The organism is Chromobacterium sp. ATCC 53434, from assembly GCF_002848345.1.
Classification (GTDB): Bacteria; Pseudomonadota; Gammaproteobacteria; order Burkholderiales; family Chromobacteriaceae; genus Chromobacterium.
Genome location: NZ_CP025429.1, coordinates 1,816,612 through 1,830,999, shown reverse-complemented (window position 1 = coordinate 1,830,999; position 14,388 = coordinate 1,816,612). Strand labels below are relative to the sequence as shown.

Here is a 14,388-nt window from a genome sequence, read left to right as displayed (position 1 = left end):
TCACTCCACGGCAGCGGCCAGACCCCTCCGGGCGACGAGGCGCGCGCGCAGATGATCGTAAAGCCAGTTGAACACATAGGTGTACGGCAGGAAGAAGGCGAAGAAGCCCAGATCCAGCAAGAAGGCCTGCCAGTAGCTGCTGTCCAGCCACCAGGCCGCCAGCGGCACCAGCAGGACCACCAGGCCGCCCTCGAAACCCAGCGCGTGCAGACAGCGCACCGACGCCGTGCGACGCCAGCCGAAGCGGCGCTCCAGGCGCTCGAACAACATATTGAACACCATATTCCACAACATGGCCGCCGTCGACATCATCAATGCCAGCGCGCCCATATGGACAATATCCTTGTCCATCGCCAGCGAGGCCAGCGGCACCAGCAGCGCCATCGCGCAAACTTCGTACAGCACCGCGTGCAGCACGCGCTCCGCCAGTTTCTTGTCCGTAGCATGCATGGACTGTTCCTTGCTCCAAAAGTGCGATGCTTGGCATTATGATTGGCGTTTCGGATACTATAAAAATATAAACCATCGGTTAAACCGATATGACTCTCTCCATCGACGCCGTCACCGCCTTCGTCTACGCCGCCGAGCTAGGCTCCTTTTCCGCCGCCGCGCGCCGACTGGGCAAAAGCCAGCCCACAGTCAGCGAGGCGATCGCCAATCTGGAAATCGACCTGGGCTGCGTCCTGTTCGACCGAGGCACCCGCATTCCCGGCCTGACGCCGGCCGGCCAGTTGCTGCTGCCGCAGGCGCGCCAGATCATCGCCGCCAGCCAGGATCTGCGGCAACAGGCCGAGCAGCTCGGCGCCGGCGTGGAAACCCGGCTCACCATCGTGCTGTCCGACACCTTCCAGTCCCGGACGCTGGAAAACGTGGCCTGCCTGCTGGAGGCTCGCTATCCGCTGCTGGAGCTCGAATGCCTGGTCGGCGAGCAGGAGGACGTGCTGGACCTGATCCTGTCGGGCCGCGCCCAGCTGGGACTGGTCGGCGCGCTGGACCGCTATCCGCCGGACATCCGCCACCAGCGCCAGCGCGAGGCCAGCGAGCTGGCGCTGTACGCCGCCCATCGCCATCCGCTGGCGGCGAGCGGGCGCGTCGACGAGGCGCTGCTCGGCCGGCACCGCCAATTGCGGCTGAACACCTATGGCGACAAGACGCCGGCCGACTCCGGCCAGCGGCAGTGGTATGCGCCCAGCTATCTGATGCTGCTGGACATGGCCCGGCTGGGCGTCGGCTGGGCCGAGCTGCCGTGCTGGCTGGTGGACAGCTTCGGCGGCGGGGAATTGAAACAACTGGACGTGGCCGGCTGGCCGAAGCGGATGCCGGTGGACCTGGTCTGGGCGGCGCGGCGGCCGATGGGCGCGGCGGCCGGATGGCTGCTGCGACAGCTGGCGGACGGCATCGCGCCGCCCGCCGAGGGCTAAGGACTAAGGGCTAAGCGCTCACGGCGCGTTGGCCTCCATCGTCTCTCGCTCGTCGCGGCATTGCGCCTTGCTGGCGTAGATCACCCACTCATCATTCTTGCCATGACGACAAGTCAGCAGTGGCAGCACGCCGTCGCCGAAGCCGCTTCCGCCGCTCTCGCAGGATTTGAAACGCCGCAGCGTCTCCTTGTCCATCTTGCGGCACGGCGTGTTGCCATACCAGTCGAAACCGTAGGCGCCGTCCGGCAGCGCGGGCTTCTCCGCCGCCTGCGCCGCGCACGAGCACGCGATGCCGGCCATCACCATCCATTTCTTCATCATCATTCCCCTATCGTTCCGCCCCGCAGGGGCATCAATGACCCGCCAATATCTCATGGTCCCGACCGGCCGCCAACGCCTGTCTGAAAGGACGGCGCCGGCCGGCCCGCCGCCGCATCTTGCCTTATTCTGGCGAGGCATTCATCCGCAAGGAGAAACCGATGAGCCTGGCCACCGTGACGGTGAAGAACCACTCCAGCCACGACATCTACATCGACGGCGATCCGGCCTGGGACGGCCAGGCGCTGCTGATAGACGGCCAGCCGCTGCAGCGCGGCTACAGGCTGCCGCCGGACTGGACCGTCGAAATCGGCACGAGCTGGCACGGCCCCGGCGCCGAGCGGATGCTGGGCGTGATCTTCGCCGACGGCCCGGCCTACGGCCAGGGCGGCGACGGCTTTTACCAGCTGTCCATCGGCCAGTTGCCCGACGGCGGCCTGCTGGACGTCACCGGCGGCGACGGCAAGGCCAGGGTCAGGTATACCGCCTGCCCGCAGACCGAGTGGGCGATGCTGATAGACTTCGCCGACAATTGAGCCCAAAAAAACCGGCCCCGCGGGGCCGGTTGTCTCGACCGGGAAACGGACTAGGCCGGCGCCAGCGCCGCGCTCCAGCCCTGCGGAATCGCGCCCAGCAGCTTCTTCGTGTAGCCGTCCTGCGGCTCCCGATAGATCACGTCCGCGTCCGCCTGCTCCACCACCCTGCCCTGGTTCATCACCAGCACCTGGTCCGAGATGTGCTTCACCACCGCCAGATCGTGCGAAATGAACAGATACGACAGCTTGTACTCGTCCTGCAGGTCCTGCAGCAGGTTCAACACCTGCGCCTGCACCGACACGTCCAGCGCCGACACCGACTCGTCGCAGATCAACACCTCCGGCTTCAAGGTCAGGCAGCGCGCGATCGCGATGCGCTGACGCTGCCCGCCCGAGAACTCGTGCGGATACTTCGCCAAGGCGCCCGCCGGCAGGCCCACCTTGTCCAGCAGGTCCTGCGCCAGACGGCGCCGTTGACCCGCATCCTGGCCGATGCCGTGCAACAGCATCGGCTCGGTCAGGATCTGCTCCACCGTGAAGCGCGGATTCAACGACGCATACGGGTTCTGGAAGATGATCTGGATGCGCTTCTTGTACGCGTGAAACGCCTTGGCGCTCATGCCGATCAGGTCCTGGCCGTGGAACAGCGCACGGCCCGCCGTCGCTTGGTGCAGCCGCACCAGCGTCAGCCCCACCGTCGTCTTGCCCGAACCGGACTCGCCGACGATGCCCAGCGTCTTGCCCCGCGCCAGCTTGAACGACACGTCCTGCACCGCGTGGAACTGCCGCTTGCCGAACAGGCCCTCGCGGATGTCGAAGCTCTTGCACAGGCCCTGCACGTCCAGCACGATCTCGTCGCCGGCCGCGTAGCCGCGCGCGCGCTCCGCCGGCTCCACATAGCCGCCCGGCTTCAGGAAGTCGTCTATCACCGCCAGCCGCTCCGGCCGGCGGTCCAGGTTCGGACGGCACGACAGCAGCGCCTTGGTGTAGGCGTCCTGCGGGTTCTCGAAGATCTGCTCCACCGTGCCCTGCTCGCGGATCACGCCGTGCCGCATCACCACCACCTCGTCGGCGAACTCGCCGACCACGCCCAGATCGTGGGTGATGAACAGCACCGACATGCCGTGTTTCTTCTGCAGATCGGCGATCAGCTGCAGGATCTGCTTCTGTATCGTCACGTCCAGCGCCGTCGTCGGCTCGTCGGCGATCAACAGCTTGGGCTCGCAGGCGATCGCGATCGCGATCATCACCCGCTGCTGCTGGCCGCCGGACAACTCGTGCGGGTAGCGCTTCACCCGCTTCTCCGGCTCCGGCAGCCCCACTTCGCGCAGCAGCTCCACCGCCCGCTTCCACGCCGCGCCGCGGCTCAGGCCGGCGTGCAGCGTCAGCGTCTCGACGATCTGCTCGCCGACGGTGAACACCGGGTTCAAGGAGCTCATCGGCTCCTGGAAAATCATCGCGATGTCCTTGCCGCGCAGCCGGCGCAGCTCGGCCGGACTCTGTTTCAGCAAGTCCTTGCCCTGGAACAGCAGCTGGCTGCCGGCGTCGATCTCGCAGCCCTGCTGCGGCAGCAGCTGCATGATGGCCATCGACGTCACCGACTTGCCCGAACCCGATTCGCCGACCAGCGCCACCGTGCGGTTGGCTGGAATGTCGAAGCTGACGCCCTTCAGCGCCTCGAAGCGGCCGCCGTCCTCCTGGCGGAAACGCACCCGGAGCTCGCGGACCGACAGCAAGGTTTGATTGTCATTGCTCATGGTGTGATCCTCACTTTACCTTCGGGTCCAGCGCGTCGCGCAGCGCATCGGTCAACATGCTGAATGCGGTCACCAGCAGCGACATGAACACCACCACCATCGCCAGCTGCCACCAGTAGCCCTGCATCAGCTCCTCCGGCACCTCGGCCAGCATCGAGCCCCAGCTGACCTGGCGCACGTCGACGCCGAAGCCGAGGAAGGACAGGATCACCTCGTACTTGATCAGGCCCACCATCAGCAAGGAAAACTGCACCAAGAGCAAGTGGGAGATATTGGGCAGGATGTGGACGAACATCCGCCGCGCGCTGCTGGCGCCGATGGCGTCGGCCGCCTGCACGAACTCGCGCGAGCGCAGCTTGATGAACTCGGCGCGCACCAGGCGGAACACGCCGGTCCAGGTGGTCAGCGACAACACCAGGATCACCGTGCCCAGCCCGCGGCCGGCCACCGCGGCGAAGGCCAGCAGCAGCAGCATGTCGGGCATCGCGGTGAACACGCTGTAGAACCACATCAGGAAGTCGTCGGTCTTGCGGCCGAAGAAGCCGGCGCAGGCACCCAGCGCGGTGCCGATCACGATGGCCAGCATCGAGCCGAAGAAGCCGACGAACAGCGAGGTGGACGTGCCCTTGATCACCTTGTCCAGTATGTCGCGGCCGCGCTGGTCGGCGCCGAAGGTCAGCGACTCCGCCTTCTTCGCCTCCGGCAGCACGTACTGGCCGCGGTTCTGGCGCGCCTTCTGGGTTTCCGCCCAGATCGGATCTTCCGACGGCAGCAGGCCCTCGGCCGCCGGCTCGGCGGCCGGCTTGCGCGGATGCGCCACCGCGGCCGCCTTCTGCGCCTGGAACAGCGAAGTCGGCGGCGCGTAGGACACGGCGATCTCGTCGTTCCAGCCGCGGCCGATCAGGCCCAGCCAGCTGGCCAGCGCCAGCGCCATAAAGGCCAGCACCACCCACAGCGAAACGAAGCCGACGCGGTCGCGCTTCAGTCTTTGCCATCCGAGCGCCCACAGGCTGCGGGACGGCGCCGCCGGCGCGCCGCCGGCGGTATTCTGCAATGTCGTCATTATCGTTCTCCCCCGCTCACTTCAATTGCACGCGCGGGTCGATCCACTTGTACAGGATGTCGGCCAGCAGATTGAACACCATGGCCGCGGCGGCGATGGTGATGGTGATGGCCTTGATGACCGGGAAATCGCTCTTGTCCACCGCGTTCAGCAACTCGTTGCCCATGCCGGGAATGCCGAAGAAGCGCTCCAGCAGCATCGAGCCCAGCATCAGGAAGGGCAACGACATCGTGACATTGGTCACCACCGGGATCAGCGCGTTGCGCAGCACGTGCTTGAACAGCACGGCAGGCTCCGACAGGCCCTTGGCGCGCGCGGTGCGGACATAGTCGTGGTTCAGCTCCTCGACGACGAAGCTGCGGTAGAAGCGCACGCTGGGCGCCAGCGACACCAACAGGCCCAGCAGCAGCGGCAGCGGCAGATAGAGCAGCAGATTGGCGGCGACGCTGTCGTCGTCCCAGCCCATCACCGGGAACAGGTCCCAGGCGAAGGCCAGCTGGTACTGGCCGACGATGATGTAGACCAGCGAGCTGACCGACATCGCCACCGTGCAGATCAGCGTCACCATGCGGTCGGTCAGGCCGCCGCGGAAATAGGCGACGGCGACGGCGATCGGCAGCGCGGTGAACAGCTCCAGCACCAGCAGGCCGCCGGCCAGCATCAGCGACGGGCCGACGCGGGTGGCCAGCGTGTGGGCCACCGAGTGCTGGGTCGCCCAGGAGTTGCCGAAGTCATAGCTGAGCACCTGTTTGACGAACAGGAAGAATTGCTCCGGCAGGCTCTTGTCCAGCCCCATCTGCGCGCGGAAATTGGCGATCATTTCCGGCGTCAGGCGCTTGCCTTCCAGAATGTAGGTGGGATCGCCGCCCACCCAGTTGAACAGCACGAACACCAGCAGCATGACGCCCAGCATCGTGGGGATCATTTGCCAGAGACGGCGAACGATATATGCAAACATGTTTTTCCCTCACTCAGGCGCTCAATGCGGCGCGACGTCCACATAGCGCCAGAAGCCGGCCTGGGCGGAAATCGGATGGCGTTTGAAGCCGCTGACATAACCCTGGGTCAATTCGTTGTAGAAACGGGTGACGCCCAGTATGTAAGGCTGCTGCGCGGCGACAAGCCGGTTCATCTTGCGGTACAGCTCCTGGCGTTCCGGCCCGTCCGGCAGGACTTGCGAGGCGTCGTACAGCTTGTCGAAAGCGGCCACCTGGTAACCGGCCAGATTGCCCTGGCCTATCGATCGCGAGGAGAAAACGGTCACGAAGTCGTCGCCGTCCGGCGTCGACGCGGAACCGCCCAGGCTCCACATCTGCAGCTTGTTGGAATACGCGGCCTTCAGGTTCTCGTTCCACTTGGCGGTCTTGAAGCGCACGCGGATCTTGATGCTGTCGAAAGCCTTCTGCCAGATCTCGTTGAACTGCTTGTCGGAGGCCGAGGACTGGGTGGCCTGCTCGATCACCAGCGGCGCGCCGTCGGGACGCGTGCGGTAGCCGTCGGCGCCGATCTTGTAGCCGAACTCGTCCAGCAGCGCGTTGGCGGTGGCCGGATCGTAGCCGACCTGTCCCTGGAAGTGCGGGTCGAAGCCCACCATGCCCAGCGGCACCAGGCCCTGCATCGGAATCGCCTGATTGCCGTACAGCAGCGGGATCACTTCCTTCTTCAGCGGATAGGCCAGCGCGATGGCGCGGCGCAAGGCCACCCTGTCCTTGCCGTAGCCGCCGACGACGGAATCCTTCAGATTGAAGTAGGCATAGGTGCTGTCCAGGCCGAGGGTGTGGCTCAGGCGGATATGGCGCTTGGCCAGCGCCGGACGCAGCGTGGTGTCGTACGGATTGTCGGGATTGATGTTCAGCGCCGACTTCATCGCCGACTTCGGCACGACGATCCAGTCCAGCTGCTTGTTCATGAAGGACAGCCAGCGCGGCTGGTCTTCCTCGATGATGCGGATCTCGACGCGCCCGACCTGGGGCAGCGACTTGCCCTTCAGCGCCTGATAGATTTCGGCGTCGCCCGGCTCGCTGCCCGGCAGGCCGTCGAAAACGGTCTTGCGGAAGCCCGGATTGGCCACCAGCACGATGCGGCTGCCCGGCTTCCACTCCTTCAGCATGAAGGGGCCGGTGCCGACCGGATGGGACAGCGTGTCCTGGCTGTAGCCGTCTATCGCCTCGCGCGCGACCGCGCCGGCGTCCTTGGCCGCGACGGTGTACAGGAAGCCGAAATTGGGCTTCTTCAGCACGATGCGCAACGTATAGCGGTCCAGCACCTGCAGGCCGGGAATCGGCGTGTCGTAATCGAATTTGCCGGTCTTGCCCGCCTTCTTGGCCGCCTCGTCCAGGCCGGCGATGAAGTCGGTATAGGACGCGCCGTTCGGGGCGTTGTTCTTCGGATCGGCGAAGCGCTTGAAGGTGTAGGCGTAGTCGGCGGCGGTCAACTCCCGCCGCTTGCCCTTGAACACCGGATCGTCGGCGAAATAGATGCCGGGCTTGATCTTGAACGTGAATACCTTGCCGTCCGCCGACACCTCCGGCATCGCGCTGGCGGTGTTGGGCACCACTTTCAACGGCCGGGCCAGGTAGTCGTAGGTCAGCAGGCCGTCGAATATGTTCTCTCCGACTGCCATCGAATAGACATCGTGCACTTTGACCATGTCAAAGCCGGTTTCCGGGGCGCTGAACGCCACCCTCAACACCTTGGCCGGGTCCGCCGCCAGCGCCGGCGGCGCGAGCGAGGCGCCCAATGCCAGCACAGGCAACCATTTCAGGTGCTTCATAATTATTGTCATCTCCTTCGTAGCGTGGGTGCCTTGAACGGCTCCCATCTTTTTGTCGCCGGCCAGAGGGCTGTCGAATACGTCAGCCATGACGGGCGCGAATGACTGTAAGGCCAATTCGCTACGCGGATCAACAAAAAATTATCAAGATGGCATCAGGAAAATTCAAATGCGGGCAATACGCCTCATGTTGCGCCGCGGCAAGCGCCGTCGTACCAGCGTTGCGGCAGCACGCGGCGCAGCATCCAGTACAGCTTGGTCGGGAAAGTGACACGGTAGCGGGCGCGCGGACGCGCGCCGGTCGCCGCCCGCCACACCGCCTCCGCCACCGCCGTGGCGGGCAGCGTGAACGGCGCCGCGTGGCCTTCTTTTTTCAGCCGCTCCAGCTGCGTCTGGTAAATGTCGCGGTGCACGCTGCCGTCGATGTCGACATGGCGCAGAAAGCGCGCCAGCGCGTTCGGACGGAAGCGGCTTTCTATCGGCCCCGGCTCCACCAGCGACACGTGGATGTCGCTGCCGTGGAGCTCGTGGCGCAAGGTATCGCACAGCCCTTCCATCGCGAACTTGCTGGCGTTGTAGGCGCCGCGCCAGCGCATCGCGGCGAAGCCCAGTATCGAGCTGTTGAACACGATGCGGCCATGGCCCTGGGCGCGCATCACCTTCATCACCGCGCAGGTCAACTCCCATGGCCCGAACAGATTGGTCTCGAACTGCTCGCGCATCGCCTGGCGCGAAATGTCCTCCACCGCGCCGGGCTGGCCGAAGCCGGCGTTGTTGAACAGCGCGTCCAGCCGGCCGCCGGTCTGCGCCAGCACCTGGTCCAGCGCCGAGTGAATCGACGCCGGATCGTCGACGTCCAGCGGCAGGCAGACGAAACCCTCGGCCCGCAGCCTGTCCACGTCCTCCGGTTTGCGGCAGCTGGCGAACACGCTCCAGCCACGGTCCTTGAACCATCTGGCGGTGTGGTAGCCGATGCCGCTGGAGCAGCCGGTGATCAGGATGGAACGGACGGGAACGGTCATGTCGGGTCTCGGATCGGAAAACAGGCCCTACACCCTACACCAATCGACGCCGGGCCGGAATCGACCGTCCGAAACGACGCTGTCGTTTCAACGCGGAATTGGACTAGAATGTCGGCCTGACATGCAACAGGAAGACCGCCATGGCAAAAGCCGCCAAAGCCCCGGCCAGTTTCGAGAGCGCGCTGGCCCAGCTGGAGGACATCATCCAGGCGATGGACAGCGGCGACATGCCGCTGGAAACCGCCCTCGCTTCATACAAGCAGGGCACCGAATTGATCAAGTTCTGCCAGGGCAAGCTGGCCGACGCGGAACAGCAGCTGAAAATCCTGGAAAACAACGAATTGAAGGCGCTGGATCTGCCCAATGGCCAATGAAACCTTCACCGGCTGGATGAGCGCCATCCAGCAATACATGGAGCAGTCGCTGGAGAAGCTGCTGCCGGCCGCCGACTGCGCGCCGCAACGGCTGCACCAGGCGATGCGCTATGCGACGCTGGAAGGCGGCAAGCGCGTGCGTCCGCTGCTGGTCTTCGCCGCCGGCGAAGTGGTCGGCGCCGAGCGCGACAATCTGGCCCGCATCGGCGCGGCGCTGGAGATGATCCACGCCTACTCGCTGGTGCACGACGACATGCCGTGCATGGACGATGACGTGCTGCGCCGCGGCAAGCCCACCTGCCACGTCGCCTACGACGACGCCACCGCGCTCCTGGTCGGCGACGCGCTGCAGAGCCGCGCCTTCGAACTGGTCTCCCAGCCGCTGCCGGGCATCGCCCCGGCCAGCCAGCTGGAAATGACGCGCACGCTGGCGCACGCCGCCGGCCACGCCGGCATGGCCGGCGGCCAGGCGATAGACCTGGCCAGCGTCGGCCTGCCGCTGACGCTGCCGGAACTGGAATTCATGCACATGCTGAAGACCGGCGCGCTGATACGCGCGTCGGTGCTGATGGGCGCGATGGCCGGCCACGAGCTGTCCGACGAGGAGAAGGAAGCGCTGGACGCCTTCGCCAAGCGCATCGGCCTGGCCTTCCAGGTGGTGGACGACATCCTGGACTGCGAGGCCGACACCGCCACGCTGGGCAAGACCGCCGGCAAGGACGCCGCCCACGACAAGCCCACCTACGTCAGCCTGCTGGGCCTCGCCGAGGCCAAGCGGATGGCGAAAGATTTGCACGACCAGGCTTTCGCCGCGCTCGAGGGCTTCGGCCCGCGGGCCGAACGCCTGAAACAACTGGCCGACTACATCGTCGCCCGCTCGTTTTGAACCGCTCGACGCCAGAACAATCGAAACCAGGGCGGCTCACCGCCCGGCGAGCCCTACCATTGCAGACTCACAACAATGTATCCGCTGCTAGAAACGATCAATAGCCCGGCCGATCTGCGGCTGCTGCCGCGCAACCAGCTGTCGCAGCTGGCGCGCGAGCTGCGCGAATTCCTGGTGGAGTCGGTCAGCAAGACCGGCGGCCACTTCGCCTCCAACCTGGGCAGCATCGAGCTGACCATCGCCCTGCATTACGTGTTCGACACGCCCAACGACCGCCTGGTCTGGGACGTCGGTCATCAGACTTATCCGCACAAGATACTGACCGGCCGCCGCGAACAGATGGGCACGATGCGCCAGCACGGCGGTCTCGCCGGCTTCCCGAAGCGCGACGAGTCCGAATACGACACCTTCGGCGTCGGCCACTCGTCGACCTCGATAGGCGCCGCGCTGGGCATGGCGGTCGCCGCCAAGACGCTGGGCATCGACCGCAAGAGCGTCGCCATCATAGGCGACGGCGCGATGACCGCCGGCCAGGCCTTCGAGGCGCTGAACAACGCCGGCGCGATGGACACCGACCTCTTGGTGGTGCTGAACGACAACGACATGTCGATCTCGCCGAACGTCGGCGCGCTGAACAACTATCTGGCCAAGCTGATGTCGGGCCGCTTCTACGCCGCGATGCGCGAAGGCTCCAGCAAGGTGCTGGGCATCGCCCCGCCGCTGAAGGAGATTGCCAGCAAGATGGAGGAGCACGTCAAGGGCTTCTTCACGCCGGGCACGCTGTTCGAGGAGTTCGGCTTCAACTACATCGGCCCGATCGACGGCCACGACGTCGACGTGCTGGTGGACACGCTGAAGAACATCCGCAGCCTGAAGGGGCCGCAGTTCCTGCACATCGTCACCAAGAAGGGCCAGGGCTACAAGCTGGCCGAGAACGATCCGGTCAAGTACCACGGCGTCACCAAGTTCGACCCGGCCAACGGCCTGGCCGGCGGCAAGGGCGGCGCCGGCAAGCCGCAGTACACCCAGGTGTTCGGCGACTGGCTGTGCGACATGGCCAAGCTGGACGGGCGCCTGGTCGGCATCACGCCGGCGATGCGCGAAGGCTCCGGCATGGTGCGCTTCGAGAAGGAGCACCCGGACCGCTACTACGACGTGGCGATCGCCGAGCAGCACGCGGTGACCTTCGCCGGCGGCATGGCCTGCGACGGCATCAAGCCGGTGGTGGCGATCTACTCCACCTTCCTGCAGCGCGGCTACGACCAGCTGATACACGACGTGGCGCTGCAGAACCTGCCGGTGATGTTCGCGATAGACCGCGCCGGCCTGGTCGGCGCCGACGGCCCGACCCACGCCGGCGCCTTCGACCTCAGCTATCTGCGCTGCATCCCGAACATGATGGTGGCGGCGCCGTCCGACGAGAACGAATGCCGCCAGCTGCTGTACACTGCCTTCCAGCACGACGGCCCGAGCGCGGTGCGCTATCCGCGCGGCACCGGTCCGGGCGCCCCGATCGAGCAGCAGATGACGGCCCTGCCCATCGGCAAGGGCGTGCTGCGCCGCCAGGGCGGCACAATCGCCATCCTGGCCTTCGGCAGCATGGTGCACCCGGCGCTGGCCGCCGCCGAGCGGCTGGACGCGTCGGTCGCCGACATGCGCTTCGTCAAGCCGCTGGACGTCGAGCTGCTGCGCCGGCTGGCCGAAAGCCACGAGCTGATCGTCACCGTCGAGGAGAATGTGGTGATGGGCGGCGCCGGCTCGGCCTGCGTCGAGGCGCTGCAGGCGATGCGCCTGGCGACGCCGGTGCTGCAGCTGGGCCTGCCGGACGACTACGTCGAGCACGGCGACCCGGCGCTGCTGCTGTCGCTGTGCGGCCTGGACGCCGCCGGCATAGAAAAGAGCATACGCGAGCGGCTGGCCTGACGGCCTCGCGGCCGCCGCGTCGCGGCGGCCGCATGCTCCGCTGCCTTAGAGCCTGTTTACGATCTTTTTACGAGCGTCTCGGGGCCGTTTTCTGCCGGCGCATGGCTTTGTCAAACGCCCCTTGCAGTGAATGCACTGCGGCGGGCCGCTTTTCGCGCCCTGCATCCGGCAGAGATGGTCGCTGCCGGAAAAGATCGTGAACAGATTCTTAGTCCGCCTGCTCCTGCTGGCGGATGTAGATCAGGCTGATCACGATGAAGCTGATGAAGGCATAGGCCTTCATCTGGCCGTTCCACTGATTGGCCCACATCGCGAAATACTCGCCGCCGACCACCGCGAAACCGAAGTACCACACCAGGATGGCCAGCATCGCGCCGAGGTTGAACACGCTCTTGCTCCAGCGCAGGCAGCCGTTGCCGGCCGCCGACAGCAGCATGCCGACGCCGCCGGCGGTGCACAGCAGGCCGAACACCATCTCGCCGGTGACGATGGCGAAATAGCCGGCGCGCTGCCACAGCGGGTCGTGCACCGCGCGCTGCTTCAGCGCCGCGCCCTGGAACCACGGCTCCATCGTGTCCATCGCCAGCACATGGCGGACGAACTGCCAGTTCGAATCGTAATCGACGATATTGCCCGAGGCCACCAGCAGGCCGAACAGGCCGATGGACAAGGCCAGCGCGCCCTTGCACAGATACTGGATGCGCAGATGGATATTCACTCGTTCTTTTGTCATGGCTTTCTTTAGGCTTTAGGCTTTTGGCAAAGGCACAGCATGCCACGATAGCGCGAAGCCCGATATAAAAAAACGGCCTGGAAGAACCAGGCCGTTTTTTATTGCCGGAGAAACCGCTCAACGCGCCGGAATCGCCTTCAGCACCGCCTGCAGCAACTGCCAGGCCTTGCCGACCGACTCCACTTCGACGCGCTCGCCCGGCGCGTGCGCGCCGCGGATGTTCGGACCGAAGGACACCATGTCCAGATTCGGGTACTTGGACCCCAGGATACCGCACTCCAGGCCGGCGTGGATCACCTGCACTGCGGCCTCGCCGCCGAACTCCTGACGGTAGACGTCCTTGAACAGCGCCAGCAGCTTGGACTGCGGGTTCGGCGCCCAACCCGGATAGCCGCCCTCCATGCCGATGGAGAAACCAGCCAGGCCGAACAGGCTCTCGATCTCGCGCGCCAGCATCCAGGTGCCGGAGTCCAGCAAGGACCGCACCATCAGATTGGCGAATACCTTGCCATCGACAATGGTCACCACGCCGAGGTTGTTCGAGGTTTCGACGACGCCGGCCACGCGCTGGCTCATGCGCTTGACGCCGTGCGGCGCCGCGTGCAGCGCGGCAAGGATGGCGCCCTGATCGGCGCGGGACAGCACGCCCGCGGCCGGGGCGGATTCGGACAACACGGTCACACCCTCGTCGACGCCGGCCAGCTCGAAGCGCATCAGCGCCTGGAAGGCGTCCAGCTTGCCCGCCACCTTGGCCGCGTCGGCGGCCGGATAGGCCACCACGGCGAAGGCTTCACGCGACAGCGCGTTGCGGGCGGTGCCGCCCTTCAGCGTGACCAGGCGCAAATCGGTCTCGGCTTCCAGTTCGCGGATCAGGCGGATCAGCAATTTGTTGGCGTTGCCGCGGCCCAGATGGATGTCGGCGCCGGAGTGGCCGCCCTTCAGGCCCTTGATGGTCAGGCCCGCCGCCTGGAAGCCGGCCGGAACCGGCTCGACGACGTATTCGCGGCTGACGTTGACGTCGACGCCGCCGGCGCAGCCCATATAGAACTCGCCCCACTCCTCGGTATCGATATTGATCAGATACTGCCCCTGCAGCAGGCCGGTCTCCAGACCCAGCGCGCCGCCCATGCCGGCCTCTTCGTCCAGCGTCAGCAGCACTTCCACCGGGCCGTGCGCGACGTCGTCGCCGGACAGCACCGCCATGCCCAGCGCGACGCCGATGCCGTTGTCGGCGCCCAGCGTGGTGTTCTCGGCGATCAGCCAGCCATCGTTCAGCACCGGGCGGATCGGGTCCTTGAAGAAGTCGTGCTCGGTGCCGCTATTGGCCTGGCACACCATGTCGAGGTGGCCCTGCAGCACCACGCCGGCTCTATTCTCGTAACCCGGGGTCGCCGGCTTGCGGATGATCAGATTGCCCACCTGGTCGACGACGGTTTCCAGGCCGCGCAGCTCCGCCCAGCCCTTCATGTAGTCGCGCACCTGCTCTTCGTGCTTGGACGGGCGCGGAATGTCGCACAGGGTTTGGAAATGCTCCCAGACGGCTTTCGGTTCGAGCTTGGCGATATCGGTCACAACGCATTCC

General features: G+C 65.8%; 14 protein-coding genes. 5 read left to right on the top strand and 9 right to left on the bottom strand.

What is annotated here, in order from left to right; all coding sequences use genetic code 11:
* Nucleotides 1–450, bottom strand: coding sequence for a multidrug/biocide efflux PACE transporter (locus CXB49_RS08330; RefSeq protein WP_101707962.1), 450 nt, complete (start codon nucleotides 448–450; stop codon nucleotides 1–3).
* Between the two features lie 89 nt (nucleotides 451–539).
* Between CXB49_RS08330 and CXB49_RS08325 the strand changes: the two genes are divergently transcribed.
* Complete coding sequence (locus CXB49_RS08325) at nucleotides 540–1,421, top strand: LysR family transcriptional regulator (protein WP_101707961.1); 882 nt, start codon at nucleotides 540–542, stop codon at nucleotides 1,419–1,421.
* Between the two features lie 18 nt (nucleotides 1,422–1,439).
* Here the strand turns inward: CXB49_RS08325 and CXB49_RS08320 are convergent, their stop codons facing one another.
* On the bottom strand, nucleotides 1,440–1,745 hold the full coding sequence (locus CXB49_RS08320) for a hypothetical protein (RefSeq protein WP_101707960.1): 306 nt from the start codon (nucleotides 1,743–1,745) through the stop codon (nucleotides 1,440–1,442).
* Nucleotides 1,746–1,900: 155 nt separating this feature from the next.
* Here CXB49_RS08320 and CXB49_RS08315 point away from each other — a divergent pair, with 155 nt between their 5' ends.
* Nucleotides 1,901–2,275, top strand: coding sequence for a hypothetical protein (locus CXB49_RS08315; RefSeq protein WP_101707959.1), 375 nt, complete (start codon nucleotides 1,901–1,903; stop codon nucleotides 2,273–2,275).
* Nucleotides 2,276–2,325: 50 nt separating this feature from the next.
* On the opposite strand, the gene CXB49_RS08310 is transcribed toward CXB49_RS08315, so the two are convergent.
* The 5 genes from CXB49_RS08310 to CXB49_RS08290 form a co-directional block, all read right to left on the bottom strand.
* Nucleotides 2,326–4,032 carry an ABC transporter ATP-binding protein gene (locus CXB49_RS08310; protein WP_101707958.1) on the bottom strand — a complete coding sequence of 569 codons (1,707 nt, stop codon included), beginning with the start codon at nucleotides 4,030–4,032 and terminating at the stop codon, nucleotides 2,326–2,328.
* A gap of 10 nt (nucleotides 4,033–4,042) precedes the next feature.
* Nucleotides 4,043–5,095, bottom strand: a complete 1,053-nt coding sequence (locus tag CXB49_RS08305; RefSeq protein WP_101707957.1) for an ABC transporter permease — start codon at nucleotides 5,093–5,095, stop codon at nucleotides 4,043–4,045.
* A 16-nt stretch (nucleotides 5,096–5,111) separates the two neighbouring features.
* A complete protein-coding gene (locus tag CXB49_RS08300; RefSeq protein ID WP_101707956.1) occupies nucleotides 5,112–6,053 on the bottom strand; it encodes an ABC transporter permease in 942 nt (313 codons plus the stop codon).
* A gap of 21 nt (nucleotides 6,054–6,074) precedes the next feature.
* A complete protein-coding gene (locus tag CXB49_RS08295) occupies nucleotides 6,075–7,868 on the bottom strand; it encodes an ABC transporter substrate-binding protein (protein ID WP_101707955.1) in 1,794 nt (597 codons plus the stop codon).
* Nucleotides 7,869–8,053: 185 nt separating this feature from the next.
* Nucleotides 8,054–8,890 (bottom strand): SDR family NAD(P)-dependent oxidoreductase, encoded by an 837-nt coding sequence (locus CXB49_RS08290; protein ID WP_101707954.1) that lies wholly within the window; start codon nucleotides 8,888–8,890, stop codon nucleotides 8,054–8,056.
* 140 nt (nucleotides 8,891–9,030) lie between these two features.
* Here CXB49_RS08290 and CXB49_RS08285 point away from each other — a divergent pair, with 140 nt between their 5' ends.
* The 3 genes from CXB49_RS08285 to dxs all read left to right on the top strand — a co-directional run bounded on the left by CXB49_RS08285 (nucleotide 9,031) and on the right by dxs (nucleotide 12,073).
* Complete coding sequence (locus CXB49_RS08285) at nucleotides 9,031–9,264, top strand: exodeoxyribonuclease VII small subunit (protein WP_101707953.1); 234 nt, start codon at nucleotides 9,031–9,033, stop codon at nucleotides 9,262–9,264.
* Nucleotides 9,254–10,150, top strand: coding sequence for a polyprenyl synthetase family protein (locus tag CXB49_RS08280; RefSeq protein WP_101707952.1), 897 nt, complete (start codon nucleotides 9,254–9,256; stop codon nucleotides 10,148–10,150). The genes CXB49_RS08285 and CXB49_RS08280 overlap by 11 nt, the downstream gene beginning before the upstream one ends.
* Nucleotides 10,151–10,225: 75 nt before the next feature.
* Nucleotides 10,226–12,073, top strand: a complete 1,848-nt coding sequence (gene dxs / locus CXB49_RS08275; protein WP_101707951.1) for a 1-deoxy-D-xylulose-5-phosphate synthase — start codon at nucleotides 10,226–10,228, stop codon at nucleotides 12,071–12,073.
* A gap of 208 nt (nucleotides 12,074–12,281) precedes the next feature.
* Here the strand turns inward: dxs and CXB49_RS08270 are convergent, their stop codons facing one another.
* Together CXB49_RS08270 and CXB49_RS08265 are read right to left on the bottom strand one after the other, a co-directional pair.
* Nucleotides 12,282–12,806 (bottom strand): DUF2165 family protein, encoded by a 525-nt coding sequence (locus tag CXB49_RS08270; protein ID WP_101707950.1) that lies wholly within the window; start codon nucleotides 12,804–12,806, stop codon nucleotides 12,282–12,284.
* Between the two features lie 117 nt (nucleotides 12,807–12,923).
* Nucleotides 12,924–14,378, bottom strand: coding sequence for an aminoacyl-histidine dipeptidase (locus CXB49_RS08265; RefSeq protein WP_101707949.1), 1,455 nt, complete (start codon nucleotides 14,376–14,378; stop codon nucleotides 12,924–12,926).
* Nucleotides 14,379–14,388: the final 10 nt, after the last annotated feature.

Excerpts from the sequence above, each read along its gene's own strand:
- CXB49_RS08330 (WP_101707962.1), bottom strand. The coding sequence starts at position 450 with ATGCATGCTACGGACAAGAAACTGGCGGAGCGCGTGCTGCACGCGGTG.
- CXB49_RS08325 (WP_101707961.1), top strand. The coding sequence starts at position 540 with ATGACTCTCTCCATCGACGCCGTCACCGCCTTCGTCTACGCCGCCGAG.
- CXB49_RS08320 (WP_101707960.1), bottom strand. The coding sequence starts at position 1,745 with ATGATGATGAAGAAATGGATGGTGATGGCCGGCATCGCGTGCTCGTGC.
- CXB49_RS08315 (WP_101707959.1), top strand. The coding sequence starts at position 1,901 with ATGAGCCTGGCCACCGTGACGGTGAAGAACCACTCCAGCCACGACATC.
- CXB49_RS08310 (WP_101707958.1), bottom strand. The coding sequence starts at position 4,032 with ATGAGCAATGACAATCAAACCTTGCTGTCGGTCCGCGAGCTCCGGGTG.
- CXB49_RS08305 (WP_101707957.1), bottom strand. The coding sequence starts at position 5,095 with ATGACGACATTGCAGAATACCGCCGGCGGCGCGCCGGCGGCGCCGTCC.
- CXB49_RS08300 (WP_101707956.1), bottom strand. The coding sequence starts at position 6,053 with ATGTTTGCATATATCGTTCGCCGTCTCTGGCAAATGATCCCCACGATG.
- CXB49_RS08295 (WP_101707955.1), bottom strand. The coding sequence starts at position 7,868 with ATGAAGCACCTGAAATGGTTGCCTGTGCTGGCATTGGGCGCCTCGCTC.
- CXB49_RS08290 (WP_101707954.1), bottom strand. The coding sequence starts at position 8,890 with ATGACCGTTCCCGTCCGTTCCATCCTGATCACCGGCTGCTCCAGCGGC.
- CXB49_RS08285 (WP_101707953.1), top strand. The coding sequence starts at position 9,031 with ATGGCAAAAGCCGCCAAAGCCCCGGCCAGTTTCGAGAGCGCGCTGGCC.
- CXB49_RS08280 (WP_101707952.1), top strand. The coding sequence starts at position 9,254 with ATGGCCAATGAAACCTTCACCGGCTGGATGAGCGCCATCCAGCAATAC.
- dxs (WP_101707951.1), top strand. The coding sequence starts at position 10,226 with ATGTATCCGCTGCTAGAAACGATCAATAGCCCGGCCGATCTGCGGCTG.
- CXB49_RS08270 (WP_101707950.1), bottom strand. The coding sequence starts at position 12,806 with ATGACAAAAGAACGAGTGAATATCCATCTGCGCATCCAGTATCTGTGC.